Source organism: Pseudomonas sp. UBA5666, assembly GCF_002420785.1.
GTDB lineage: Bacteria > Pseudomonadota > Gammaproteobacteria > Pseudomonadales > Pseudomonadaceae > Aquipseudomonas > Aquipseudomonas fulva.
On sequence record NZ_DIIQ01000015.1, the window covers coordinates 29,916 to 53,621 of the forward strand.

Below are 23,706 nucleotides of genomic sequence, written 5' to 3' on the forward strand. Positions count from 1 at the left end.
TAACGATTATCTCCCCCACCCCAGAGCTTAGCGTCGTTGCGAAAAGCAGCCCGGCGCTGCGACCAGCGGCCATTCGCAACGAACGTTTCCCACGATGCGCGGCGCTGCTGTATGCTACGGCGTTCACTCCCGATGACACCGGAGTGCCGGACGCAGCGAGGTTCGCTGCCTGGAAAGGTCTCCTCTCTCTCAGCCAAAAGTAGCCATGCACGAACAATACACGCCCCGTGATATCGAAGCCGCCGCCCAGACGTTCTGGGACGAGCAACAATCGTTCGCTGTTACCGAACAGCCAGGCAAGGACACGTACTACTGCCTGTCGATGTTCCCGTACCCGAGCGGCAAGCTACACATGGGCCACGTGCGCAACTACACCATCGGCGACGTGATTGCCCGCTACCAGCGCATGCTGGGCAAGAACGTCCTGCAGCCGATGGGCTGGGACGCCTTCGGCATGCCCGCCGAAAACGCGGCGATGAAGAACAACGTCGCCCCGGCCAAGTGGACCTATGAAAACATCGACTACATGAAGACCCAGCTCAAGAGCCTGGGCCTTGCCATCGACTGGGCCCGCGAGGTCACCACCTGCAAGCCCGACTACTACCGTTGGGAGCAGTGGCTGTTCACCCGCCTGTTCGAGAAGGGCATCATCTATCGCAAGAACGGCACCGTTAACTGGGACCCGGCTGACCAGACCGTGCTGGCCAACGAACAGGTCATCGACGGGCGCGGCTGGCGCTCCGGCGCGCTGATTGAAAAGCGCGAAATCCCGATGTACTACTTCCGCATCACCGACTATGCCGATGAGCTGCTGGAAAGCCTCGACGAGCTGCCGGGCTGGCCTGAACAGGTCAAGACCATGCAGCGCAACTGGATCGGCAAGTCCCGCGGCATGGAAGTGCAGTTCCCGTACGATCAGGCCAGCATTGGCCACACCGGCACGCTGAAGGTCTTCACCACTCGCCCGGACACGTTGATGGGCGCCACCTACGTGGCGGTCGCCGCCGAGCACCCGCTGGCCACCCAGGCGGCCCAGGGCAACCCGGCGCTGCAGGCCTTCATCGACGAGTGCAAGGGCGGCAGCGTGGCCGAAGCGGACATGGCCACCCAGGAAAAGAAAGGCATGGCCACGTCCTTGCTGGTCGAGCACCCGCTCACCGGTGAGAAACTGCCGGTCTGGGTCGCCAACTACGTGCTGATGCACTACGGCGACGGTGCCGTCATGGCCGTGCCAGCCCACGACGAACGCGATTTCGAGTTCGCCCGCAAGTACGACCTGCCGATCAAGGCCGTGGTGCGTACCAGTGCAGGTGACGAAGTGGGCGCAGAGTGGCAGGCCGCCTATGGCGAGCATGGCCAGCTGATCAACTCCGGCGAGTTCGACGGCCTGGATTTCGCCGGCGCCTTCGACGCCATCGAAGCGGCGCTGGTGCGCAAAGACCTGGGCAAGTCCCGCACCCAGTTCCGCCTGCGCGACTGGGGCATCAGCCGTCAGCGTTACTGGGGCTGCCCGATTCCGATCATCCACTGCCCGTCCTGCGGCGATGTGCCGGTGCCGGAAGACCAACTGCCGGTTACCCTGCCTGAAAACGTGGTGCCGGACGGTGCAGGCTCGCCGCTGGCACGCATGCCCGAATTCTACGAATGCAGCTGCCCCAAGTGCGGCACTGCGGCCAAACGCGAAACCGACACGATGGACACCTTCGTCGAGTCCTCGTGGTACTTCGCGCGCTATGCCTCGCCCAACTACGAAGGCGGCATGGTAGACCCCAAAGCGGCCAACCACTGGCTGCCGGTCGACCAGTACATCGGCGGCATCGAACACGCCATCCTGCACCTGCTGTATGCGCGTTTCTTCCACAAGCTGATGCGTGACGAAGGCCTGGTCACTTCGAACGAACCGTTCAAGAACCTGCTGACCCAGGGCATGGTCGTGGCCGAAACCTACTACCGGGTCGCCAGCAACGGCGGCAAGGACTGGTTCAACCCCGCCGATGTCGAAGTCGAGCGCGACGCCAAGGCCAAGATCGTCGGCGCACGCCTGAAGACCGATGGCCTGCCGGTTGAAATCGGCGGCACCGAGAAGATGTCCAAGTCCAAGAACAACGGCGTCGATCCCCAGTCGATGATCGAGCAGTACGGCGCCGATACCTGCCGCCTGTTCATGATGTTCGCCTCGCCGCCCGACATGAGCCTGGAGTGGTCCGACTCCGGCGTAGAGGGCGCCAGCCGCTTCCTGCGCCGCGTCTGGCGCCTGGCCCAGGCCCACGTCGCCCAAGGCCTGCCTGGCAAGCTGGAGGTTGCGACCCTGGATGACGCGCAGAAAGTGATCCGCCGCGCCATCCACGCCGCCATCAAGCAAGCCAGTACCGATGTAGGCCAGTACCACAAGTTCAACACCGCCATCGCCCAGGTGATGACCGTGATGAACGTGCTGGAAAAAGCGCCGCAGGCCACTGCGCAAGACCGTGCCCTGCTGCACGAAGGCCTCGAAGCCGTCACCCTGCTGCTGGCTCCGATCACGCCGCACATCTCCCACGAGCTGTGGAAGCAACTGGGCCATGACCAGGCCGTCATCGATGCCGCCTGGCCTGTAGTGGATGAAACTGCGCTGGTACAGGACACCGTGACCCTGGTGGTGCAAGTCAATGGCAAGCTGCGTGGCCAGATCGAGATGCCGGCCGCAGCCAGCCGTGAAGAAGTCGAAGCCGCCGCGCGCAGCAACGAGAATGTCCTGCGCTTCATCGATGGCCTGGCCATCCGCAAGGTCATCGTGGTGCCGGGCAAACTGGTCAATATCGTCGCCAACTGATGGCAACGCCCGTTCGCAGGCTCTGCGCACGGGCGGAACAGGCTCACGAGGGAGCAACAACATGATCAAACGCAATCTGCTGGTAGTCGGCCTGGCGGTCATGCTCAGCGCCTGCGGGTTCCAGCTGCGCGGCACGGGCACCAGCGAACTGAGCGTCAAGGAGATGGACGTCAGCGCGCGCAATGCCTACGGCCCGACCGTGGTTCAACTGCGCGAAGTGCTCGAGCGCAGCGGCGTGAACGTTCACGCAGGCGCACCGTACCGCCTGGTGCTGACCAACGAACAGGAGCGCCAGCGCGCCGTTACCTACAACAGCGGCAACCGCACGGCAGAATTCGAGCTGACCACCGAGCTGGACTATAGCATTCAGGGCCTGAACAACCTAGAGCTGACCAGCGACAAGGTCGAAGTGCGCAAGATCTATGTGCGCGACGCCTCGAACATCACCGGTTCCGAGCAGGATGCCAAGCGCGCCCGTGACGAGATGCGCCGCGACCTGGTGAATGCCATGATCGTGCGCCTGCAGAACCTCACCCCTGCCCAGCTCGATGAGCTGCAGCGCAAGGCCGATGAGCGTGCCAAGGCCGAAGCGGATGCGCTTGAAGCTGCGCGTCGCCAGCAGGCCGAGACACCTCAGCAGTCGCCACTGGAAGTGCCGGGCAACTGAGCCCGTGCAGGGCGCCGCCAGGCGCCCTGCCCCCCAATGCCATGAAACTCGCCCCCGCTCAACTCACCAAACACCTGCAAGGCTCGCTCGCGCCCGTCTACGTGGTCAGCGGCGATGATCCGTTGCTGTGCCAGGAAGCGGCCGACGCGATCCGCAGCGCCGCCCGCCAGCAAGGCTTCGACGAACGCCAGGTGTTCAGTGCCGATGCCAACTTCGATTGGGGCACCCTGCTGCAAGCGGGTGCGAGCCTGTCGCTCTTCGCCCAGCGACGCCTGCTGGAACTGCGCCTGCCCTCGGGCAAGCCGGGCGACAAGGGTGCTGCTGCATTGCTGGAATACTGCGCCCGCCCTGCCGAAGACACGCTGCTGCTGATCAGCTTGCCAAAGCTCGATGCCAGCGCGCAGAAGACCAAATGGGGCAAGGCACTGGTCGAGGGTGATCACTGCCAGTTCATCCAGATATGGCCCGTGGACGCGCATCAGCTGCCTCAGTGGATCAATCAGCGGCTGCAACAGGCAGGCCTGAGCGCCCAGCGTGATGCCGTGGACCTGATTGCTGCGCGCGTGGAGGGCAACTTGCTCGCTGCCGCGCAGGAAATCGAAAAGCTCAAGCTGCTGGCCGAGGGCAATGTCATCACCCTGGAAACCGTCCAGGCTGCGGTGGCGGACAGCGCGCGCTTTGACGTCTTCGGGCTGGTCGACGCCATTCTCAAGGGTGAAGCCGCCCATGCCTTGCGCATGCTCGAAGGCCTGCGCGGCGAAGGGGTGGAGCCGCCGGTGATTCTGTGGGCCCTGGCCCGTGAACTGCGGCAACTGGCGGGCCTGGCCCAACTGTTCAGTCAAGGCGTTCCCCTGGACAAAGCCTTCAGCCAGGCACGCCCGCCGATCTGGGACAAACGCCGCCCCCTGGTCAGCAAGGCCCTGCAGCGGTTACCTGCGCAACGCTGGCCACAGCTGCTGCAGGACGCTCAGCGTATCGACGCCCAGATCAAGGGCCAGGCACAGGGTTCACCCTGGACGGGCCTGGCGCGCCTGGCGCTGCTGATGGCCGGCCAGCGCCTGGCACTGCCTGCCCAATAGCCGGTGCCCTGCCTGTAGCGCACGCGCTTGTTGGCCACCGCCGGCACGCCACCTCATGAAACGGCCAGATCACGCTCACCCTATAAACAATCAATTGGCCTGACCCCGGCCAACCCTGCACAATGCAGCCTGCAATGTCCGAACACAGGAACCGCCTTCATGAGCAAAAAGCCGAACAAGCAAGGCCACAACAAGGCCAAGTCCATCGTCGCCCAGCCCCTGTTCCGTTGCCGTCAGGAACGACCGGAGAAAGGCAAGGGCAGCTACCGCCGCGAAGCCTTCCAATCGAGAGATTGGGAGGCTTCTTACTTTTTGGCGGCATGAAGGCATCCGTAGCGCAGGCATGATATGGTCATCACCTGACCTGCAGACCTGGACCTGTGCATGCTCTACCGTCTTTTTCCTCGCTGGGAAACCCGCCAGCTCGTTGCGGCCTCCAGCTTCATCCTGCTCGTTGCCTGTGCGGAAAAACCCACGGCAGCCGATGCATTGCCCCTCGCCCAGGCGCAGCCGGCCCCCGTCGTAAATGCACCTGGCAAGGCGCCAGACAGCAACCCAGATATCCAGCCGTCCCAAACCTTCGCCCAGTGGCAAGCAGGTTTCCGCCAGCAGGCCCTGCAAGCGGGCATTGCCCCCGACGTCTTCGACAAGGCGTTTCTCGACGTTACCCCCGACATGGACGTGATCAAGGCTGACCGAAGCCAGCCAGAATTCACCCGGCCAGTCTGGGAATACCTGGAAGGTGCCTTGTCGCCCCTGCGCGTACGCAACGGCAAAAGGCTGCTGGAGCAGAACGCCGAGCTGCTGACCCGTCTGGAACAGCGCTATGGCGTCGATCGCCAGATCCTGGTCGCGGTATGGGGCATGGAAAGCAACTTCGGCCAGTTCCAGGGCAGCAAGTCAGTGATCCGCTCCCTGGCCACCCTGGCCTATGAAGGGCGACGTCCACAGTTTGCGCATGACCAGCTGATTGCCGCCCTGCAGATCATCCAGCACGGCGATATCCAAGCCGACGCGATGCGCGGCTCCTGGGCCGGCGCCATGGGCCAGACCCAATTCATCCCGACCACCTACAACACCCATGCCGTGGATTTCGACGGCGATGGCCGCCGCGATATCTGGAACAGCACGCCCGATGCCTTGGCCTCCACCGCACATTACCTGCAAAGCTCAGGCTGGAAGCGTGGCCAACCCTGGGGGTTCGAGGTGCAGGTACCGGCAGGCTTCGATTATTGGCAAGCTGACGGGACCTCGCGCAAGCCTATCGCCGAATGGTTGGCCATGGGCCTGACACTGCCTGCCGGTACGCAGTTGCCAGCCGGTAGCAATGAGCTGCCAGCCGCCCTGTTACTGCCCGCTGGTGCGCGAGGCCCAGCATTTCTGGTTCTCGACAACTTCCGCGCCATTCTCAAGTACAACAACTCATCGGCCTACGCGCTGGCCGTCAGCCTCCTGAGCGATCGCTTCACCGGCTGGGGCTTCATCGCTGGCAGCTGGCCCAAGGACGACACGCCCCTGAGCCGCAGCGAGCGCATGGAGTTGCAGAACTTGCTCAATGCCAAGGGTTTTGATGCGGGTAACGCCGACGGGATCATTGGCGCCAACACCCGCAAGGCCATCCGTAACGCCCAGCAGGGCCTGGGCTGGCCAGCCGATGGTTATCCGACGCACAAGCTCCTGGAGAGCCTACGGTAGCCGTAGGCTTACGCTTACTGGCGATGGTGCGGGTCAGCTACCCCAGCAACGGTAATCGTCTGCCTGGGGTGGCCTTGGCGCCAGGCTCACGCCTGGAACAGCGCCTGCTCAAGCACCAGGCGCTGCCGTTCGCTGTCCAGCGTCACTCGGGCACCCAGCGGCAGGCAGATATTGGGGTCACAGTGTCCACTGCGCCACCCGGCCAGTACTGGTACGCCCAAGGGGCCGAACGTGTCGCGCAGCAGCGGTGCCAGCGCCGCCGCGGTAATGCCAGCGAAGTCCCCTACCAGCACACCCTTGATACCTTCCAGCTTGCCGGCCAGCCGTAACTGCGTCAGCAGACGATCGACCCGGTACAACGGCTCGTTCACATCTTCGATGAACAGGATGCAGCCCTGGGTATCCAGCTCTGCCAAGGTCCCCAGGGTTGCACCCAGCATCGACAGGTTCCCCCCCATCAGCGGGCCACTGGCAAGGCCGGGGATGACGGTGTTCAAGGGGAACTGCGCCGGGTGTGTGATCGGGTCACCGGCTGCCAGGTGCCCGCTCAGCTGCGCCACCAGCGACGATTCGGTCGGTGCCTGCTTGCCCCCCAACAGGTCGGCGTTGAGCATGGCCCCGTGGAAGCTGATCATCCCTGTATGGCGGTAGAGCGCCGCATGCAAGGCGGTGATATCGCTGTAGCCGATCAAGGGCTTGGGGTGGTTTTGCAACAGCTCGAAATCGAGCCTGTCCAGCAGGCGCATACTGCCGTAGCCGCCACGCATGCACAGGACCGCGTCGATGGACGGGTCCCGGAAGGCGTCGTGCAGGTCCTGTAGTCGCTGCGCGTCGGCGCCTGCCAGGTAGCCCTCGGCCTGGGTCGCACCCGGATAGACCCGGCAGCGGTAGCCGCGCTCGGCGAACCACCGGGTCGCCTTGTGCACATCCAGACGCGCGGGGCCTGCCGGGGCAACCACGGCAAAACAGGCATCGGGCGCAATGGCCTTGCGCAGTGGCAAGGCAGAAGGTTCAACGCACTTCATCGGGCAACTCCATACGGCTTGTCCCGGACAGCTTACGGGTTGGCTGGCAGAAAAAAAAATGCCGATGCAGCCTTGCGGCGCATCGGCATTTCTATTTTCACGGTCAGATCAGAGCTTGATCTTGGCTTCGTGCGCTTGCTGGTCGGCGTGGTAGGACGAGCGCACCAATGGGCCGGAAGCGACGTTCTTGAAGCCCATGCGATAGCCTTCCTCGGCGAACCAGGCAAAGGTGTCGGGGTGCACGAAGCGCTGCACTGGCAAGTGGCTGCGCGATGGCTGCAAGTATTGACCCAGGGTGAGCATGTCGATGTCGTGTTCGCGCATGCGGTGCATGACCTCGATCACTTCTTCGTCGGTCTCGCCCAACCCGAGCATCAGGCCGGACTTGGTGGGCACATGCGGTACCAGCTGCTTGAACTTCTGCAGCAGGTCCAACGACCAGTCGTAGTCCGAACCCGGGCGAGCGGCCTTGTACAGGCGCGGCACGGTTTCAAGGTTGTGGTTGAACACATCCGGCGGCTCCTGGGCCGTGATCGCCAGCGCCACGTCCATACGGCCCCGGTAGTCCGGAACCAGGGTTTCGAGCTGCACGCCTGGCGACAAGGCGCGGATTTCGCGGATGCAGTCGGCAAAGTGCTGGGCGCCGCCATCGCGCAGATCATCACGGTCAACCGAGGTGATGACCACGTACTTCAGGCGCAGGTCGGCAATGGCCACCGCAAGGTTCTTCGGCTCGTCCAGGTCCAACGGCTTGGGACGGCCATGCCCCACGTCGCAGAACGGGCAGCGCCGGGTGCAGATGTCGCCCATGATCATGAAGGTGGCGGTGCCGCCCGAGAAGCACTCGCCCAGGTTCGGGCAGGAGGCTTCTTCGCAGACGCTGTGCAGCTTGTGCTTGCGCAGCAGTTGCTTGATGCGGTCTACCTCGGGCGAGACCGGGATACGCACGCGGATCCAGTCAGGCTTCTTGGGCAGCTCGTCGGTGGGGATGATCTTGACCGGGATGCGCGCGACCTTGTCGGCGCCTCGCAGCTTGACCCCGGCTTCGACCTTTTTGGGGGCGGAACGCGCAGTAGCGTCCTGGGTTGGGATCAGGTTCGGCACGGCTTCTTGCACAGTAGTCATATTCAGTCGATTCCGCCCGTGAGGGTCGTCTGCTCTGCGTAGTCGAGGTGCTTGACCAGCTGTTCGCGCAGCCTTGTCCTGACCTCGTCGAGTTCGATCGGGCCTGCCAGGTCACGCAGCTGGGTCATCGCCAGCCCCGCATAACCGCAGGGGTTGATTCGGCAAAAGGGCGCCAGGTCCATGTCCACGTTCAAGGCTAGGCCATGAAAGGAGCGGCCGTTGCGGATACGCAGGCCGAGCGAAGCGATCTTCGCGCCGTCTACATACACACCCGGTGCATCGGGCTTGGCAGCGGCCTGCACCGCGTAGCCATCGAGCAGGGCGATCAGGCTGCGCTCGATGCGGCTGACCAGGTCGCGTACGCCGAAGCCCAGGCGGCGTACATCCAGCAGCAGATAGGCCACCAGCTGGCCTGGCCCATGATAGGTCACCTGGCCACCCCGGTCGGTCTGCACCACGGGAATATCGCCCGGCACCAGCAGGTGCTCGGCCTTGCCAGCCTGCCCTTGCGTGAAGACCGGCGGGTGTTCGACCAGCCAGACTTCATCCTGGGTATCGGCAGTGCGCTGCTCAGTGAAACGCCGCATGGCCTCGAGCACCGGTTCATAGGGCTGCAGGCCAAGTTCGCGGACACCGAGGCAGCCGGGCATCAGAGCACCATTTTCACGATGCCGGTGGCACGCAGGGCGCTGTTGATATCGTGGAGCTGATTTTCGCTTTCGGCCACGATGTGCAATTGCACAGTGGTGTACTTGCCTTCCTTGCTCTGGCGTTCGGCCAGCGTGGAAAGATCGACCTTGGCGTGTTTGCTGAGCACTTCGATCACGGTGTCCTTGAAGCCGACACCGGTGTCACCGATGACCTTGATCGGATAATCGGCACAGGGAAATTCGATTTTGTGAGACTTGACGTCTGGTTCGCTCATGGCGGAAACGGCCTCGCAAGCCGTGGCAACAACAACACCCCCGCGATCACGCGGGGGCGTGCAGGTCACGTGTCAGTTGAACAACCCGTAGAAGAATAGACGGATGCTATCCCACATACGGCGGAAGAAACCACCTTCCTCGACGCCATCGAGGGCGATCAGGTCGGCGCTGTGAACCACTTTGTCGTCCAGTTTGACTTCAACCTTGCCGATCACGTCACCCTTGGCGATGGGGGCGGTCAGTTGCGGGTTCATGGTCATCGAAGCCTGCAGGCGCTTGAGCTGGCCCTTGGGCATGGTCATGGTCAGGTCTTCGGCAAGGCCGGCCTTGACTTCGCTGGTGGCGCCTTTCCACACAGGAGCCTTGGTCAGCTCGGTGCCCTTCTGATAGAAGGTCTGGGTTTCGAAGAAGCGGAAGCCGTAGGTCAGCAGCTTCTGGGTTTCGGCAGCGCGGGACTGCTCGCTGTTGGTACCGAACACCACGGCGATCAGGCGCTGGCCGTCACGTACGGCCGATGCCACCATGCAGTAGCCAGCCTCTTCGGTGTGGCCGGTCTTCAGACCGTCCACGGTCTTGTCACGCCACAGCAGCAGGTTGCGGTTAGGCTGCTTGATGTTGTTCCAGAAGAACTCTTTCTGCGAATAGATGGCGTAGTGAGCCGGGTCGACGTTGATGATCGCACGGGCCAGGATCGCCATGTCGTGAGCAGAGGAATAATGCTCCGGGTTCGGCAGGCCAGTGGGGTTCATGAAGTGACTGTTGGTCATGCCCAGGTCGGCAGCGGTCTTGTTCATCATGTCGGCGAAAGCGTCTTCGCTGCCGGCGATGTGCTCGGACAGGGCGACGGAAGCATCGTTGCCGGACTGGATGATGATGCCGTGCAGCAGGTCGCTGACGGTCACCTGGCTGCCCACCTTGATGAACATGCGCGAACCGCCGGTGCGCCAGGCGTTTTCGCTGACGGTCACCGGGTCGTTTTCGCCGATCTGGCCACGGCGGATGTCCAGCGTGGCGATGTAGGCGGTCATCAGCTTGGTCAGGCTGGCTGGCGGAAGACGCTCGTCACCGTTGTTCTCGACCAGCACGTTGCCGCTGGACGCGTCCATGAGTACGTAGGACTTGGCTGCCAGTTGAGGCGGCGCGGGCGTCATCTGCTCGGCCGCGAAGGCCACCGGGGTGAGCAGGAGCAATACGGGCAAGCAAAGTCGTTTGGCAAGGTTGGTGATGTTCATCCGTCTCTCGAAAATCGCTAATGGTCTGGAGATGTTTTCTGGGCAAGCACACGGCCCAGCACCGGTCAGTCTAGTTATTGGCCTGGGGCCTGGCCCGGCAACGTGCGACAGGGTGCCGCTGCGGGCAAAACCGGCATTGTACATGGCTGGGCCTGTCAATTCATGACAAAACCGCCACTTTGCACCGCTCTTGTCCATAGGTGGACCCCACCCGCAGGCTGTTCATAGCGTGCGCGAGGGGTCAGTCACCCTGTCGGGACGCCTGGTCAGTCAGCTGTGACCAACTTGGCCTGCCCCAGGTTCGCCAGGCGGATGCTGTTCTGCGCCTGCTGGACTTCACCCTCGCTGTTGATCGGCCCCAGGCGTACGCGATGCAGCGTCTGCTGGTTGCGTACGATCGAGCTGATGAACACCGGTGCGCTGACCATGCTGCTGAGCTTGGCGCGCAGCAGCTCGGCCGCATCGGGGTTGGCGAATGCGCCGACCTGCAGGAAGCTGCCGCCAGTGCCGGCAGGCACGTTGTTGCCACCGACCTGCACCGGCACCACCGGCGCCGCATGCTGCTGCGGCGGTGGCGTCCACTGCTCTACCCGACCGGAGCTGGCCGGGATCGCCTGGGTCTGGGCCACCTGGGGCTCCTTGAGCACCATGGGCGGCGTCTGGCCGCGTTGAGCCCACCATTGCTGGGGGTCGATGCCTTCGACGCGCACATGGGCAGTACCGATCTCGGCGTAGCCCAGCTTCTTCGCCGCCGCATACGACAGGTCGATGATGCGATCGGAATAGAACGGGCCGCGATCGTTCACCCGCAGGATGACGCTGCGACCGTTGGCCAGGTTGGTCACCTTTACATAGGCGGGCAATGGCAGCGTCTTGTGCGCGGCACTCATGCCGTACAGGTCGTACAGCTCGCCGTTGGCGGTGTTCTGACCATGGAACTTGGTGCCATACCACGACGCCGTGCCCTCGGCGCGGTAGTTGCGCGCATCCTGCATCGGGTAGTAGGTCTTGCCCAGGACGGTGTAGGGGTTGGCCTTGTAGTTGCCGGTGTGCAGGGTGGGCGTGGCATCGGGGATCTTGTTGACGTCCACATCCCACCACGGCGCACCGTCCTTGTGGGCACGGTTGATGTCCAGGCCGGGCTGGCTGCGCACCACGCTCGCGCCGCTGGAACTCTTGGGCGCCGGGCGGCTGGAGGAGCAACTGACCAACGCCAGGCCGATGGCGGCGCAGGTGACCAGCTTGAAGGAAGTGGTAGAGAAAATTGCGCGCATTAGTTGACGCCCCGTGCTTGGACCAGCTGTTGCGCAAGCTGATGCACCGCCATGGCATACATCACGCTGCGGTTGTAGCGAGTGATCGCGTAGAAATTCTTCAAGCCCACCCAGTACTCGGGGCCGTTCTCACCCTCCAGGCGGAAGGCCGTGACGGGCAGATCATCGCGCAGCGAATCATGAACCGACCAGCCAAGGGCACGCAACTCCCCGACCGTGCTGGCCGGCTCGATACCGGTGGTCAGGCCTTGATCGGCGCGCTCGCCCTGCACGGTGGCGCGGCTGACCACGCTCTGCCCGGCCATCCAGCCATGGCGCTTGAAGTAGTTCGCCACGCTGCCGATGGCATCATCGGGGTTGGTCCAGATGTTGATGTGCCCATCACCGTCGAAGTCCACGGCGTAGTTGCGAAAGCTGCTGGGCATGAACTGCGGCAGCCCCATGGCCCCGGCATAGGAGCCCTTGAGGGTCAGGGGATCGAGTTGTTCTTCACGGGCCAGCAGCAGGAACTCACGCAGTTCCTTGCGGAAGAATTCGGCGCGTGGGGGATAATCGAAGCCCAGGGTGGACAACGCATCAAGCACTCGGAAGTTGCCCGTGTTGCGCCCGAAGAAGGTTTCAACGCCAATGATCGACACGATGTATTGTGCCGGCACCCCATATTCCTGCTCGGCCCGCGCCAGCACGGCTTCGTGCTGGCGCCAGAAGTCCACGCCCCGCGCAATGCGCGCGTCAGTGAGGAACATCGGGCGGTATTCCTTCCAGGGTTTGACCCGTTCGGCTGGCCGCGAAATCGCATCGAGGATCGACTGCTTGCGCTGCACTTCACGGAACACGCCCATCAGTTGTTCTGGGGCAAAACCATGGTCGCGGCTCATCTGGCCAACGAATTCGGCCACCTGGGGCGAGTTGTCGTAGTCGCCGGCCTCGGCCAGCTGTACAGCGCCAAACAGGCTCACCGCACCAAACCACGGCGCACAACGGGTAGCCCAGTTACGCACTGCTTGCATGTAATTGTTCACCTTATTCAAACCTGTGCGATCCACTTTCGATGCGTGTGGATCGACATCAGAACGCCAAACGCTGACAGCAGCGTCACCAATGAAGTTCCGCCATAGCTAATGAAGGGCAAGGGCACGCCGACGACGGGCAGAAGGCCACTTACCATCCCGATATTGACGAATACGTATACGAAGAACGTCATGGTCAAGCTGCCAGCGAGCAGCTTGCCGAACAATGTCTGTGCCTGCGCCGTGATCATCAGGCCACGCCCGATCAGCAGCAGGTACACGATCAGCAACAGGCAAATGCCCACCAGGCCGAACTCCTCGCCCAGCACGGCGATGATGAAGTCGGTGTGGCTTTCAGGCAGAAAGTCCAGGTGCGACTGCGTGCCCAGCAGCCACCCCTTGCCAAATACGCCGCCAGACCCAATCGCCGCCTTGGACTGGATGATGTTCCAGCCCGTGCCCAGCGGGTCGCTCTCCGGGTCGAGGAAGGTCAGCACCCGCTGCTTCTGGTAGTCGTGCATCACGAAAAACCACATGGCCACCGCCACCGGCACCGTTGCCGCCAACACGCTGAGAATCCAGCGCCAGCGCAGGCCGCCCATGAACAGGACGAAGGCACCGGAGGCCAGAATCAGCAACGCCGTCCCCAGGTCCGGCTGGCGCACGATCAGAATGAAAGGCACGCCAATCAGTACCAGGCTGATGGCCACGTGCTTGAGGTGCGGCGGCAGGGTGCGCTTGGACAAGTACCAGGCGATGGTCGCCGGCATGATGATCTTCATGAACTCGGAGGGCTGGAAGCGAATCACCCCGGGTATGTTGATCCAGCGCGTTGCACCCATGGCGTTGTGGCCCATGACGTCCACCACCACCAGCAGCAATACCCCGGTCAGGTACGCCAGTGGCACCCAGCGCGCCATGAACCGTGGCTCGAGCTGGGCGATGACGAACATCGATACCAGGCCGATGCCAAACGAGGTGGCCTGCTTGAGCAACAGGTCCCAGTTCTTGCCGCTGGCCGAATACAGCACGAACAGGCTGCCCGCGGCCAGGGTCAGGAGGATGATCAGCAGGGGGCCATCGACGTGGATGCGCTGCAGGAAGCTGGCGCGCCGACGCATCACATCCTCGCTGGAGAGCATGCGATCGAAATTGTTCATCACAGCGGCGACTCCTGAGTAGCGGTAACCGGCGCAAGCTCAGGCTTGAGCCGGCCGTTTTCGTCCAGCAGCCAGGCATCCATGATCTGGCGCACCACAGGCGCGGCCACCCCAGAGCCCGACTCGCCGTTCTCGACCATGACCGACACCACGATCTTGGGGTCTTCTGCCGGTGCGAAGGCCACGAACAAGGCGTGGTCGCGGTGACGTTCCTGAAGTTTGTTGCGGTCGTACTTCTCGCCCTGCTTGATGGCCACCACCTGTGCGGTACCACTTTTGCCGGCGATGCGGTACTGGGCACCGATGGCAGCCTTGCGGGCGGTACCGCGCGCGCCGTGCATCACCTGCTCCATGCCGTGGGTCACACGCGCCCAATCGGCCTTGTCGCGCAGCACGATGTCCGGCATCGGGTTTTCATCCACCGGCGGTTCCCCTTCGATGGTCTTGGCCAGGTGCGGCCGGTTCCATACACCCTTGTTGGCAATCAGCGCCGTCGCCTGGGCCAGTTGCAGAGGCGTGGCCTGCATATAGCCCTGGCCGATACCCAGGATCAGGGTTTCGCCCGGGAACCAGGCCTGCCGGCGCGTAGCCCGCTTCCATTCCCGCGACGGCATCAACCCTGCGGACTCTTCGAACATGTCCAGCGACACCCGCTGACCGATGCCGAACTTGTTCATGTAGCTGGACAACCGGTCGATGCCCATCTTGTGGGCCAGGTCGTAGAAGTAGGTGTCGTTGGAGCGCATGATGGCGGTGTCCAGGTCCACCCAGCCGTCACCCGAGCGGTTCCAGTTACGGTATTTGTGATCGTAGTTGGGCAGCTGGTAGTACCCAGGGTCGAACACACGGCTGCTCGGGGTCACCGCGCCGCTGTCCAGGCCGGCGATGGCCACGGCTGGCTTGATCGTCGAACCGGGCGGATAAAGGCCGCGCAAGATGCGGTTGAACAGCGGCCTGTCGATCGAATCACGCAGTTCGGCATAGGCCTTGAAGCTGATGCCGGTGACGAACAGGTTGGGGTCGAAGCTGGGCTGGCTCACCATGGCGAGCACTTCGCCGGTACGTGGGTCGAGCGCCACCACCGCACCACGGCGCCCGGCCAAGGCGGCTTCGGCCGCTTCCTGCAACCTGATGTCCAGGCTCAGCACGATGTCCTTGCCAGGCTTGGGGTCGGTACGTTTGAGCACCCTGAGCACACGGCCGCGGGCGTTGGTCTCGACTTCTTCGTAGCCGACCTGGCCGTGCAGCGTGGCCTCGTAGAACCGCTCGATACCAGTCTTGCCGATGTGGTGCGTGCCGCTGTAGTTCACAGGGTCCAGGGTTTTGAGCTCTTTCTCGTTGATACGCCCGACGTAGCCCACCGAATGCGCGAAATGCGCCCCTTGTGGATAGTGACGCACCAGTTGGGCGACCACCTCCACCCCTGGCAAGCGGAACTGGTTCACCGCCACACGGGCGATCTGTTCCTCGTTGAGTTCGAACAGGATGGGTACCGGCTCGAACGGCCTGCGTCCCTGGCGCATGCGCTTTTCGAACAGTGCGCGGTCGTCTGGAGTGAGTTCCAGTATCTCGACGATGCTGTCCAGCACTTGCTGCCAGTCTCCCGCACGCTCACGGGTCATGGACAGGCTGAAGCTGGGCCGGTTGTCGGCGATCACTACCCCGTTGCGGTCGAAGATCAGCCCGCGTGTCGGCGGAATCGGCTGCACATGCACCCGGTTGTTCTCAGACAGCGTGGAGTGGTAGTCGTACTGGATGATCTGCAGGTAATACAGCCGCGCAATCAGCACGCAGATGAGCAGCATGACCGCCACGGCGCCGACCACGACGCGGTTGCGCACCAGACGGGCGTCTTTTTCGTGGTCCTTGAGGCGGATCGGCTGCGACATCGGGCTGCTTACAGGCTCATTTGTGGTAGGGATGCCCGGACAACACCGTCCAGGCCCGATAGACCTGCTCGCCGATGAGTATCCTGACCAGCGGGTGCGGCAAGGTCAGCGGCGACAGGGACCAGCGCTGATCGGCGCGGGCGCACACTTGCGGCGCAAGCCCTTCGGGCCCACCCACCATCAGATTCACCGTGCGCGCATCCAGGCGCCAGCGGTCCAGTTCACCTGCCAGCTGTTCGGTGCTCCACGGCTTGCCATGGACCTCCAGGGTTACGACGCGCTCCCCGGGTTGCACCTTGCTGAGCATGGCTTCGCCCTCCTGGCGAATCAGGCGGGCGACGTCGGCATTCTTGCCGCGGGTGTTCAGCGGTATTTCCACCAGCTCGAGCGATAGTTCGGCCGGCAGGCGCTTGACATACTCATGCCAGCCCTCCTCGACCCACTTCGGCATGCGCGAGCCAACCGCGATCAGGCGCAGACGCACGGCGCTTTCCTTATTCGCGATCTTTGAGCTTGTCGGAGTACTCGTGGACATGGTCCGGGCTGTGGTGCTTGCCATCGGCGGCGCGGCTCTGCTCGGCGCCCTGCCACAGGCGTTCGAGGTCGTAGAACTGGCGTGCAGCCGCAGTCATCATGTGCACGATGACATCGTTGAGGTCCAGCAGCACCCAGTCGCTGTCGCCCTTGCCTTCCTCACTCAGAGGCTGGGCGCCCTTGGCCTTGACTGCCTCGCGGACCTTCTCGGCCATGGCGTTGATCTGACGGTTGGAGGTACCGGTGGCGATGATCATGTAATCGGTCAGGCTGTGCTTGTCACGCACGTCGATGACCTGGATATCCTGGGCCTTGACGTCTTCCAGCGCTGCCGTGGTCACTGCGACCAGTTCGTCGCCGTAAATTTTCTGCTTGGTCATATAAAACTCGTTCAACTCGTAGGATGAGGTGCCAGGGGCACCGTCAGTTGGGCGCACGATACAGTTCGTGCGCCTCGATGTAGGCCAGTACGGCGTCCGGCACCAGGAACCTCACCGACCTGCCGCTGGCCAGCAGCTGTCGGATCTGTGTAGCTGACACCGCAAGCGGTGTCTGCCAGACGAACGAAATGTTTCCCGCCGGGCCGGACATGGCGGTGGGATCGCTCTGCGAACGGGCAGCCAGCAGGTTGCGCAGTTCGTCGGGGGGGTCTACATCCGCATCCGGGCGTTGCAGCACCAGGATGTGGCAGTGTTGCAGCAGTTCTTCCCAGCGGTGCCAGCCGGGCAGTCCGCAGAAGGCGTCCCAGCCCAGCACCAGAAACAACTGGTCGTCAGCGGCAAGCTCGGCACGGATCGACTCCAGCGTATCGATGGTGTACGACGGCTTGTCCCGTGCCAGTTCACGCGCGTCCACGCTCAGGCCTGCAACGCCCGCGACGGCGCCCTGCACCATGGCCAGGCGATCGTGCGCGGCCACTTGCGGCGTGTCTCGGTGCGGCGGGCGAGCATTGGGCAACAGGCGCAGCTCGTCCAGGGCCATGAACTCGGCGACTTCGAGCGCACTGCGCAGGTGGCCGATGTGGACCGGGTCGAAGGTGCCGCCAAGAATGCCGACGCGGCGAACTGCCTGGGCCTGACTCAACTCAGCAGGACTCCTGGCCGCGCAGTTGACCGTCGCCGATCACCACGTATTTCTCGCACGTCAGGCCTTCGAGGCCGACCGGGCCACGGGCGTGAAGCTTGTCGGTGGAAATGCCGATCTCGGCACCCAGGCCATATTCGAACCCGTCGGCGAAGCACGTCGGGGTGTTGAGCATGACGGAGGCCGAGTCCACTTCAGCCATGAACTGGCGCGCCTCCCCCTGATGCTCGGTGATGATCGAGTCGGTGTGATGCGAACCATAATGGTTGATGTGCTCGATGGCCTGATCCAGGCTGTCCACCACACGGATGGACAGTACGGCATCGAGGTACTCGGTGTGCCAGTCGTCCTCGCTGGCCGCGTGCGCGTCGATCAGCGCACAGGTACGCTCGCAACCGCGCAGCTCAACGCCTTTCTCCTGGAAACGGCGCGCCATTTCGGGCAGGAAGCGCTCGGCGACCAGCTGGTCCACCAGCAGCGTTTCCATCGCCCCGCAGATACCGTAGCGGTAGGTCTTGGCGTTGAACGCCACGCGCCAGGCCTTGTCCAGGTCGGCATGCTGGCTGACATGGACATGGCAGATACCGTCGAGGTGCTTGATGACCGGTACCCGTGCGTCGCGGCTGATGCGCTCGATCAGGCCCCGGCCACCGCGCGGTACGATGACATCGACGAACTCGGGCATGCTGATCAGCGCGCCCACCGCCTCGCGGTCGGTGGTTTCCACCACCTGAACCACGGCGGCGGGCAAGCCCGCCGCCGCCAGGCCGCGCTGGATACAGGCGGCAATCGCGCGGTTGGAGTGGATGGCTTCGGAGCCGCCGCGCAGAATCGTGGCATTGCCTGACTTCAGGCACAGGCTGGCTGCGTCGATGGTGACGTTCGGGCGTGATTCGTAAATGATGCCGATGACGCCCAGCGGCGTGCGCATCTTGCCGACCTGGATACCCGATGGGCGGTAGCTCATGTCGCGAATGGCGCCGACCGGGTCCGGCAGGCTGGCGACCTGCCGCAGGCCGGTGATCATGCCGTCGATGCGCGCCGGGGTCAGGGCCAGGCGGTCGAGCAACGCGGCTTCCAGCCCAGAGGCACGGCCATGGGCCAAGTCCTGCTCGTTGGCTGCGATCAGCGCGTCACGGCCTGCATCCAGCGCGTCGGCGGCAGCGTGCAGGGCACGGTTCTTCTGCGCGGTGCTGGCACGGCCGATTACCCGGGAGGCTTCACGGGCTGCGCGACCCAGGCGGGTCATGTAGTCAAGAACGGACTCAGTCATGGGCTCGGTGTCTTGGCGGTGGGGAAACGGCTGATTATAACTGTCGCGCAGGTGTACGCCCAGCGGTGGGTGGCGGATGGTAGAAAAAGCTGTGGCAAATCTGTAGGAAAGATGTAACCGGTCTTATCCATAAGGAAGCAGAACTCTGTGGAAATCTCTGCCCTGCGCCGTCACATGTTCGAAGGTTTCAGATTCGGTTAAGGTAGCGCCTGTTACCCTCATGCCTTTAGCCTGCGAAGCCCTTGCATGCCAGCACTGCCAGACAGCTTTTTCGACCGCGACGCCCAAACCTTGGCCAAAGCCCTGCTGGGCAAGGTCATTCGCCACCGCCAGGGCAACTTGTGGCTTGCCGCCCGCATCATCGAGACCGAGGCCTATTACCTCACCGACAAGGGTAGCCATGCGTCGCTGGGCTACACCGAGAAGCGCAAGGCGCTGTTTCTCGATGGCGGACACATCTATATGTACTACGCCCGCGGCGGCGACTCCCTGAACTTCAGCGCCCAGGGCCCCGGCAATGCGGTGCTCATCAAGTCCGCCTACCCGTGGCAGGACGCCCTCTCAGGGCCCGACAGCCTGGCGCAGATGCACCTGAACAACCCCGACGCCAGCGGCAACCTGCGCTCCGTCGAGCGCCTGTGCGCGGGGCAGACGCTGTTATGCCGGGCGCTGGGCCTCAAGGTGCCACATTGGGATGCGCAGCGCTTCGACCCGCAGCGGCTGTATGTGGACGACTGCGCCAACCCGGTGCCGCGGGTGATCCAGGCAGCCCGTCTGGGCATTCCCCACGGGCGTGACGAGCACCTGCCGTACCGCTTCGTCGACGCCGCATACGCCCGGTTCTGCACACGCAACCCATTGCGGCGCGGCCAGGTCGAAGGCCGTGACTTCTCCATCATCGAACAAGAGAGCTGAACCATGGAACAATGGCTCGACGGCCTGACCGGTTGGCTGGGTGCCAACCCACAGTGGCTTGGCGTCGCAATCTTCCTGGTCGCGTGCATCGAATGCCTGGCCATCGCCGGCATCATCGTTCCAGGCACGGTGCTGCTGTTTGCGGTAGCCGTGCTGGCAGGTAGCGGTGTGCTGGGCCTTGGCGAAACCTTGCTGCTGGGCTTTTTGGGCGGGTTACTGGGTGACGCGCTGTCCTACATGATCGGTAAGCATTTCCACCAGAACATTCGCCGCCTGCCGGTGTTGCGGCACCACCCGGAATGGATCGGCAGCGCCGAAACCTACTTCAAGCGCTATGGCATCGCCAGCCTGCTCGTAGGCCGTTTCATCGGCCCGTTGCGGCCCATGCTGCCAATGGTCGCCGGCATGTTCGACATGCCGCTACTGCGGTTCATCGCCGTGAGCCTGGTGGCAGCCGCAGGGTGGTCGATCGCCTACCTGCTGCCCGGTTGGGCCACCGGTGCGGCCATGCGCCTGCCCCTGCCCGAAGGCTTCTGGCCCCAGGCCGGGATCATTTTCGGCACGCTGGCGGTGATCATCGGCCTTAGCCTGAGCACCAGCATCCGCGACCGTCGCCACGGCACACGGCTGATTGGTGCCCTGTGCCTGCTGGCCTTGGCCGGGGTATTTCTTGGCTGGCCCTACCTGCACGCCTTCGACGACGGGGTGATGACGCTGGTCCAGGAGCATCGCAGCCAGGCCATCGACGGCGCTGTGGTGGTGGTGACGCGGCTCGGGGATTTTCGCACCCAGTTCTTCCTCGGCGGGCTGCTGACAGGCTTGCTGCTGGTGGTACGCCAGTGGCGGCACGCTTTCTTCGCAGCTGGGGCGCTGATGGGCACCGCCATCGCCAATGGCACGCTCAAGTGGCTGTTCGCCCGGGCCCGGCCGGAAGTGCTGACCGACCCGCTGACCAGCTACAGTATGCCCAGCGGCCACAGTTCGGCGTCGTTTGCGTTCTTTCTGGTGCTGGCGGTGCTCGCCGGCCGCGGCCAGCCACCGCGCATGCGCCTGACCTGGATCATGCTGGGTTGCATTCCGGCATTGGCCATTGCCCTGTCGCGGGTATACCTGGGTGCACACTGGCCCACCGACATCCTGGCCGGCGCCCTGCTGGCCTGCTGCGTCTGCGCGATCAGCCTGACGTTGTCCCAGTACCGTCAGACCCTGCCGGCCCTGCCCCTGAAGGTCTGGTGGCTGGTATTGCCGGCCTGCATCGCCTTGCTGGCTTTCTTTGCCACCCACGCACTGCCCCACGCCCTGCTCAGGTACCAGTACTGACGCCAGGCGCTATTCAGGCAAACAGCTCACCCTGGATGCGCTCGAGCAACCTGTGGATCTCGCCCAGCCGCTGCTCGGGCGAGTCCTGGGCCAGCAAGTCCAGCTTGTCTTGCTCGGTGAAGGGCAGCAGGTAGGCCAGTTGGTTGGCCAGCGCCTGACGCCCGTCCACAGGCCGGGGCATGTCGAGCGCCTCGACCATCGGGTGCTCGCCCAAGGCCAGCAGCAGGGCCAGCAAGTCGTCGTCCGCTTCCTGCAAGGGGCTGTCGTCAAGCTCAGGCAGCCACTGCACCTGCCCCACCAGCAGTTGATCCTTTTGCACCTCGGTGGCCTGCAGATCGAAACGCCGCACCCCTTCGACGCGAATACCCAACAGGCCATTGTCCTGCTGGACGAAATCGCGGATCACCGCTTCGCAGCCAATGGACGCCACCACGGGCGGCGCCTTGCCGACCTGCTCGCCCTCCACGATGCAGACCACGCCAAAGCCTTCGCCTTGTTTCATGCAACGCCCGATCATGTCCAGGTAGCGGGCTTCGAAAATCTGCAGGTCGAGAAAACACCCTGGGAACAGCACGGTGTCGAGGGGAAACAGCGGTAGCATAATCATCACTCCTCAAGCCACCAGGCTGACGGCCAGCGGCAGGAACACTGCCGTTGCCACGCCCATCAGGCTCATCGCCAGCGCGGCGAAGGCGCCGCATTCGTCACTTTCCTGCAAGGCCACCGAGGTGCCGACCGCGTGGGCCGTGATGCCCAGGGACATGCCCCGCGCTTCAGGGCTGAGCACACCGCAGCGGCTCAACAAGGCAGGCCCGAAAATGGCCCCGATCACCCCGGTAATCAGCACGAAGACCGCAGCCAGCGCCGCCACGCCACCGATCTGCTCGGCTACCAGCATCGCGATGGGCGAGGTGACGGACTTGGGCGCCATGGTCATCAGGATCATGTGCTCGGCGCCAAACCACCATCCCAGCAACAGGCAGCACACCGTGGCGAACAGGCCTCCGAGTACCAGCGTAGTCAAGGTCGGCCAGAACAACTGGCGAATGCGCCGCAGGTTCAGGAACAGCGGCACCGCCAAGGCCACGGTGGCAGGGCCCAGCAGGATGTTCATGATTTCGGTGCTCTTGCGGTATTCGGCGTAGTCGATGCCGCACAGCAGCAGCACGCCGATCACAAGGGCCATCGACACCAGCACCGGCTGCAGGAAGATCCAGCGGGTCTTCTCATACCCGGCCAGCACCAGCTGGTAGGCCCCCAGGGTCACGCCAATGCCGAACAATGGGTGGTGGACCACTGCATCCAATGCGCCTTGCCAGTCGAGCATCATGGCTGGTCCTCGCGCCGGGCCTGACGATGAATGAGTTTCTGCATCAGCACGCCCACCACCACCAGCGTCAGCAGGCAGGAAATCAACAGCGCACCGACGATGGCCCAGAAGTCGGCGGCGATGTCACGGGCATACACCATCACCCCCACGGCCGGAGGCACCAGCAACAGCGGCAAGTAGCGCAGCAGGCTGCCGGCAGCTTCGTTGAGGGGCGCACCCACCTCGCCGCGCACCATCAGAAAACCCAGCAATAGCAACAGGCCGATGATCGGCCCCGGCAGGACGGGAACCAACAGATGATTGACTGCCGTCCCCAACAGCTGGAACAGCACCAGCCAGGTCAAACCCCGCAACAGCATAACGTTCTCCTTCAGGCGTGCGGCTCATTATAAGCATGGGCAGGCTGCCCGCGCCGAGCGCAACTTGACCGGCCTGGCCAAGCATGCTGATCTTGCACGCGCGTGCCATTTCATACCCAGGAGGATTACCATGCCGCTAGTGCCGGCCACCGCGCTTACCCAATACGTCGGCAAGTCCCTCGGCCACTCGGCCTGGCTGACCATCGACCAGCAGCGTATCGATCGTTTCGCCGAGGCGACTGGCGATCATCAGTTCATCCACGTTGACCCGCAGCGAGCTGCGCAAACCGCGTTCGGCGGCACCATCGCCCATGGCTTTCTGACCCTGTCCCTGATTCCTACGCTGATCGAGGACATCCTGGTCTTGCCGCAGGGGCTGAAGATGGTCGTCAACTACGGCCTGGACAGCGTGCGCTTCATTCAGCCGGTGAAGGTCGACAGCCAGGTGCGCCTGCATGTCGAGCTGGCCGATGTGCAGCAAAAGCGCCCCGGCCAATGGTTGCTCAAGGCCATCGCCACGCTGGAGATAAAAGACGAGGACAAGCCCGCCTACCGGGCTGAATCCCTGTCCCTGTGCTTTGTCTAGGCACCGGCACCTGACAGGCGCAGGCGTCTCTACAAACCCTACGCACTCGCGTAAACTGCCAGGCTCCGCGCAGCCTTGGGCTGCCCTTCTGGATCTATCAAAGGTACACGCCATGCCCTGGCTGCAAGTACGTCTGGCCATCAGCCCGGAACAAGCCGAAACCTACGAAGACGCGCTGCTGGAAGTCGGCGCGGTGTCGATCACCTTCATGGACGCCGAAGATCAACCCATCTTCGAGCCAGACCTCAATACCACGCCGCTGTGGTCGCACACCCACCTGCTGGCCCTGTTCGAGGCCGACACCAACCCTGAACAGGTGTTCGCGCACCTGCGCCTGCTGACGGGCGTCGAGCTGCCCCAGCACCAGGCCGAAGTGATCGAAGACCAGGACTGGGAACGCAGCTGGATGGAC

The 23,706-nt window shown here is 63.6% G+C and carries 25 protein-coding genes; 9 read left to right on the forward strand and 16 right to left on the reverse strand.

Annotated elements, in window-relative coordinates:
• The first annotated feature begins 205 nt into the window (after positions 1 to 205).
• The 5 genes from leuS (at position 206) to B2Y33_RS09615 (ending at position 6,253) form a co-directional block, all read left to right on the forward strand.
• The gene (gene leuS / locus B2Y33_RS09595) at positions 206 to 2,812 is read left to right on the forward strand and encodes a leucine--tRNA ligase (RefSeq protein ID WP_111475495.1); all 2,607 of its coding nucleotides are present in this window, start codon (positions 206 to 208) and stop codon (positions 2,810 to 2,812) included.
• A 61-nt stretch (positions 2,813 to 2,873) separates the two neighbouring features.
• Entirely contained in the window at positions 2,874 to 3,479 is a 606-nt protein-coding gene (gene lptE, locus B2Y33_RS09600) for an LPS assembly lipoprotein LptE (RefSeq protein ID WP_027915251.1), read from the forward strand.
• Positions 3,480 to 3,520: 41 nt separating this feature from the next.
• Positions 3,521 to 4,558: a DNA polymerase III subunit delta gene (gene holA, locus B2Y33_RS09605; protein WP_023534580.1), complete on the forward strand. Its 1,038-nt coding sequence runs from the start codon at positions 3,521 to 3,523 to the stop codon at positions 4,556 to 4,558.
• 159 nt (positions 4,559 to 4,717) lie between these two features.
• Positions 4,718 to 4,882, forward strand: coding sequence for an alternative ribosome rescue factor ArfA (arfA, locus tag B2Y33_RS09610; RefSeq protein WP_027915252.1), 165 nt, complete (start codon positions 4,718 to 4,720; stop codon positions 4,880 to 4,882).
• 60 nt (positions 4,883 to 4,942) lie between these two features.
• Positions 4,943 to 6,253, forward strand: a complete 1,311-nt coding sequence (locus B2Y33_RS09615) for a lytic murein transglycosylase (protein WP_027915253.1) — start codon at positions 4,943 to 4,945, stop codon at positions 6,251 to 6,253.
• An 86-nt stretch (positions 6,254 to 6,339) separates the two neighbouring features.
• Here B2Y33_RS09615 and B2Y33_RS09620 read toward each other — a convergent pair whose 3' ends face one another.
• The 13 genes from B2Y33_RS09620 to B2Y33_RS09680 form a co-directional block, all read right to left on the reverse strand.
• Complete coding sequence (locus B2Y33_RS09620; protein ID WP_088523395.1) at positions 6,340 to 7,278, reverse strand: S66 peptidase family protein; 939 nt, start codon at positions 7,276 to 7,278, stop codon at positions 6,340 to 6,342.
• Between the two features lie 108 nt (positions 7,279 to 7,386).
• Entirely contained in the window at positions 7,387 to 8,403 is a 1,017-nt protein-coding gene (lipA, locus tag B2Y33_RS09625; protein ID WP_027915255.1) for a lipoyl synthase, read from the reverse strand.
• Positions 8,404 to 8,405: 2 nt separating this feature from the next.
• Positions 8,406 to 9,053, reverse strand: a complete 648-nt coding sequence (gene lipB / locus B2Y33_RS09630) for a lipoyl(octanoyl) transferase LipB (protein WP_027915256.1) — start codon at positions 9,051 to 9,053, stop codon at positions 8,406 to 8,408.
• Positions 9,053 to 9,328, reverse strand: a complete 276-nt coding sequence (locus tag B2Y33_RS09635) for a DUF493 domain-containing protein (RefSeq protein WP_027915257.1) — start codon at positions 9,326 to 9,328, stop codon at positions 9,053 to 9,055. Before B2Y33_RS09635 ends, lipB begins: the two co-directional genes overlap by 1 nt.
• 72 nt (positions 9,329 to 9,400) lie before the next feature.
• Complete coding sequence (locus B2Y33_RS09640) at positions 9,401 to 10,561, reverse strand: D-alanyl-D-alanine carboxypeptidase family protein (protein WP_023534573.1); 1,161 nt, start codon at positions 10,559 to 10,561, stop codon at positions 9,401 to 9,403.
• Between the two features lie 266 nt (positions 10,562 to 10,827).
• Positions 10,828 to 11,835 carry a septal ring lytic transglycosylase RlpA family protein gene (locus B2Y33_RS09645; protein ID WP_027915258.1) on the reverse strand — a complete coding sequence of 336 codons (1,008 nt, stop codon included), beginning with the start codon at positions 11,833 to 11,835 and terminating at the stop codon, positions 10,828 to 10,830.
• Entirely contained in the window at positions 11,835 to 12,845 is a 1,011-nt protein-coding gene (mltB, locus tag B2Y33_RS09650; protein ID WP_027915259.1) for a lytic murein transglycosylase B, read from the reverse strand. The genes B2Y33_RS09645 and mltB overlap by 1 nt, the downstream gene beginning before the upstream one ends.
• A 17-nt stretch (positions 12,846 to 12,862) precedes the next feature.
• Positions 12,863 to 13,966: a rod shape-determining protein RodA gene (gene rodA, locus B2Y33_RS09655; protein ID WP_042139378.1), complete on the reverse strand. Its 1,104-nt coding sequence runs from the start codon at positions 13,964 to 13,966 to the stop codon at positions 12,863 to 12,865.
• Positions 13,967 to 14,004: 38 nt separating this feature from the next.
• Positions 14,005 to 15,894 carry a penicillin-binding protein 2 gene (gene mrdA / locus B2Y33_RS09660; protein ID WP_027915261.1) on the reverse strand — a complete coding sequence of 630 codons (1,890 nt, stop codon included), beginning with the start codon at positions 15,892 to 15,894 and terminating at the stop codon, positions 14,005 to 14,007.
• A gap of 16 nt (positions 15,895 to 15,910) precedes the next feature.
• Entirely contained in the window at positions 15,911 to 16,378 is a 468-nt protein-coding gene (gene rlmH / locus B2Y33_RS09665) for a 23S rRNA (pseudouridine(1915)-N(3))-methyltransferase RlmH (RefSeq protein ID WP_027915262.1), read from the reverse strand.
• Positions 16,379 to 16,388: 10 nt separating this feature from the next.
• The gene (rsfS, locus tag B2Y33_RS09670) at positions 16,389 to 16,808 is read right to left on the reverse strand and encodes a ribosome silencing factor (RefSeq protein ID WP_206405545.1); all 420 of its coding nucleotides are present in this window, start codon (positions 16,806 to 16,808) and stop codon (positions 16,389 to 16,391) included.
• Between the two features lie 43 nt (positions 16,809 to 16,851).
• Positions 16,852 to 17,511: a nicotinate-nucleotide adenylyltransferase gene (gene nadD / locus B2Y33_RS09675; RefSeq protein ID WP_027915264.1), complete on the reverse strand. Its 660-nt coding sequence runs from the start codon at positions 17,509 to 17,511 to the stop codon at positions 16,852 to 16,854.
• 1 nt (position 17,512) lies between these two features.
• The gene (locus B2Y33_RS09680; RefSeq protein ID WP_027915265.1) at positions 17,513 to 18,784 is read right to left on the reverse strand and encodes a glutamate-5-semialdehyde dehydrogenase; all 1,272 of its coding nucleotides are present in this window, start codon (positions 18,782 to 18,784) and stop codon (positions 17,513 to 17,515) included.
• Between the two features lie 246 nt (positions 18,785 to 19,030).
• Between B2Y33_RS09680 and B2Y33_RS09685 the strand changes: the two genes are divergently transcribed.
• Together B2Y33_RS09685 and B2Y33_RS09690 are read left to right on the forward strand one after the other, a co-directional pair.
• Positions 19,031 to 19,699: a DNA-3-methyladenine glycosylase gene (locus B2Y33_RS09685; RefSeq protein WP_028687160.1), complete on the forward strand. Its 669-nt coding sequence runs from the start codon at positions 19,031 to 19,033 to the stop codon at positions 19,697 to 19,699.
• A gap of 3 nt (positions 19,700 to 19,702) precedes the next feature.
• Positions 19,703 to 21,019 carry a bifunctional DedA family/phosphatase PAP2 family protein gene (locus B2Y33_RS09690; RefSeq protein WP_027915267.1) on the forward strand — a complete coding sequence of 439 codons (1,317 nt, stop codon included), beginning with the start codon at positions 19,703 to 19,705 and terminating at the stop codon, positions 21,017 to 21,019.
• A gap of 13 nt (positions 21,020 to 21,032) precedes the next feature.
• On the opposite strand, the gene B2Y33_RS09695 is transcribed toward B2Y33_RS09690, so the two are convergent.
• Genes B2Y33_RS09695 through B2Y33_RS09705 form a run of 3 tightly spaced genes read right to left on the reverse strand, consistent with a single transcriptional unit; the run spans position 21,033 to position 22,708 of the window.
• Positions 21,033 to 21,623: an LON peptidase substrate-binding domain-containing protein gene (locus B2Y33_RS09695; RefSeq protein ID WP_110607094.1), complete on the reverse strand. Its 591-nt coding sequence runs from the start codon at positions 21,621 to 21,623 to the stop codon at positions 21,033 to 21,035.
• 9 nt (positions 21,624 to 21,632) lie between these two features.
• Positions 21,633 to 22,349, reverse strand: coding sequence for an LrgB family protein (locus B2Y33_RS09700; protein WP_027915269.1), 717 nt, complete (start codon positions 22,347 to 22,349; stop codon positions 21,633 to 21,635).
• Positions 22,346 to 22,708, reverse strand: coding sequence for a CidA/LrgA family protein (locus B2Y33_RS09705; protein ID WP_023534554.1), 363 nt, complete (start codon positions 22,706 to 22,708; stop codon positions 22,346 to 22,348). The genes B2Y33_RS09700 and B2Y33_RS09705 overlap by 4 nt, the downstream gene beginning before the upstream one ends.
• 130 nt (positions 22,709 to 22,838) lie before the next feature.
• Between B2Y33_RS09705 and B2Y33_RS09710 the strand changes: the two genes are divergently transcribed.
• Both B2Y33_RS09710 and B2Y33_RS09715 read left to right on the forward strand, forming a co-directional pair.
• The gene (locus tag B2Y33_RS09710) at positions 22,839 to 23,294 is read left to right on the forward strand and encodes a MaoC family dehydratase (protein WP_059183423.1); all 456 of its coding nucleotides are present in this window, start codon (positions 22,839 to 22,841) and stop codon (positions 23,292 to 23,294) included.
• Positions 23,295 to 23,406: 112 nt separating this feature from the next.
• A partial coding sequence (locus tag B2Y33_RS09715; RefSeq protein ID WP_288632882.1) for a 50S ribosomal protein L11 methyltransferase occupies positions 23,407 to 23,706 on the forward strand: 300 nt, incomplete at its 3' end.

Excerpts from the sequence above, each read along its gene's own strand:
- leuS (WP_111475495.1), top strand. The coding sequence starts at position 206 with ATGCACGAACAATACACGCCCCGTGATATCGAAGCCGCCGCCCAGACG.
- B2Y33_RS09645 (WP_027915258.1), bottom strand. The coding sequence starts at position 11,835 with ATGCGCGCAATTTTCTCTACCACTTCCTTCAAGCTGGTCACCTGCGCC.
- rsfS (WP_206405545.1), bottom strand. The coding sequence starts at position 16,808 with ATGACCAAGCAGAAAATTTACGGCGACGAACTGGTCGCAGTGACCACG.
- lipB (WP_027915256.1), bottom strand. The coding sequence starts at position 9,053 with ATGCCCGGCTGCCTCGGTGTCCGCGAACTTGGCCTGCAGCCCTATGAA.
- B2Y33_RS09705 (WP_023534554.1), bottom strand. The coding sequence starts at position 22,708 with ATGCTGTTGCGGGGTTTGACCTGGCTGGTGCTGTTCCAGCTGTTGGGG.
- arfA (WP_027915252.1), top strand. The coding sequence starts at position 4,718 with ATGAGCAAAAAGCCGAACAAGCAAGGCCACAACAAGGCCAAGTCCATC.
- B2Y33_RS09690 (WP_027915267.1), top strand. The coding sequence starts at position 19,703 with ATGGAACAATGGCTCGACGGCCTGACCGGTTGGCTGGGTGCCAACCCA.
- B2Y33_RS09700 (WP_027915269.1), bottom strand. The coding sequence starts at position 22,349 with ATGATGCTCGACTGGCAAGGCGCATTGGATGCAGTGGTCCACCACCCA.
- lptE (WP_027915251.1), top strand. The coding sequence starts at position 2,874 with ATGATCAAACGCAATCTGCTGGTAGTCGGCCTGGCGGTCATGCTCAGC.
- B2Y33_RS09640 (WP_023534573.1), bottom strand. The coding sequence starts at position 10,561 with ATGAACATCACCAACCTTGCCAAACGACTTTGCTTGCCCGTATTGCTC.
- B2Y33_RS09615 (WP_027915253.1), top strand. The coding sequence starts at position 4,943 with ATGCTCTACCGTCTTTTTCCTCGCTGGGAAACCCGCCAGCTCGTTGCG.
- B2Y33_RS09710 (WP_059183423.1), top strand. The coding sequence starts at position 22,839 with ATGCCGCTAGTGCCGGCCACCGCGCTTACCCAATACGTCGGCAAGTCC.
- rodA (WP_042139378.1), bottom strand. The coding sequence starts at position 13,966 with ATGCGTCGGCGCGCCAGCTTCCTGCAGCGCATCCACGTCGATGGCCCC.
- mltB (WP_027915259.1), bottom strand. The coding sequence starts at position 12,845 with ATGCAAGCAGTGCGTAACTGGGCTACCCGTTGTGCGCCGTGGTTTGGT.
- B2Y33_RS09685 (WP_028687160.1), top strand. The coding sequence starts at position 19,031 with ATGCCAGCACTGCCAGACAGCTTTTTCGACCGCGACGCCCAAACCTTG.
- B2Y33_RS09635 (WP_027915257.1), bottom strand. The coding sequence starts at position 9,328 with ATGAGCGAACCAGACGTCAAGTCTCACAAAATCGAATTTCCCTGTGCC.
- lipA (WP_027915255.1), bottom strand. The coding sequence starts at position 8,403 with ATGACTACTGTGCAAGAAGCCGTGCCGAACCTGATCCCAACCCAGGAC.
- mrdA (WP_027915261.1), bottom strand. The coding sequence starts at position 15,894 with ATGTCGCAGCCGATCCGCCTCAAGGACCACGAAAAAGACGCCCGTCTG.
- holA (WP_023534580.1), top strand. The coding sequence starts at position 3,521 with ATGAAACTCGCCCCCGCTCAACTCACCAAACACCTGCAAGGCTCGCTC.
- B2Y33_RS09680 (WP_027915265.1), bottom strand. The coding sequence starts at position 18,784 with ATGACTGAGTCCGTTCTTGACTACATGACCCGCCTGGGTCGCGCAGCC.
- B2Y33_RS09620 (WP_088523395.1), bottom strand. The coding sequence starts at position 7,278 with ATGAAGTGCGTTGAACCTTCTGCCTTGCCACTGCGCAAGGCCATTGCG.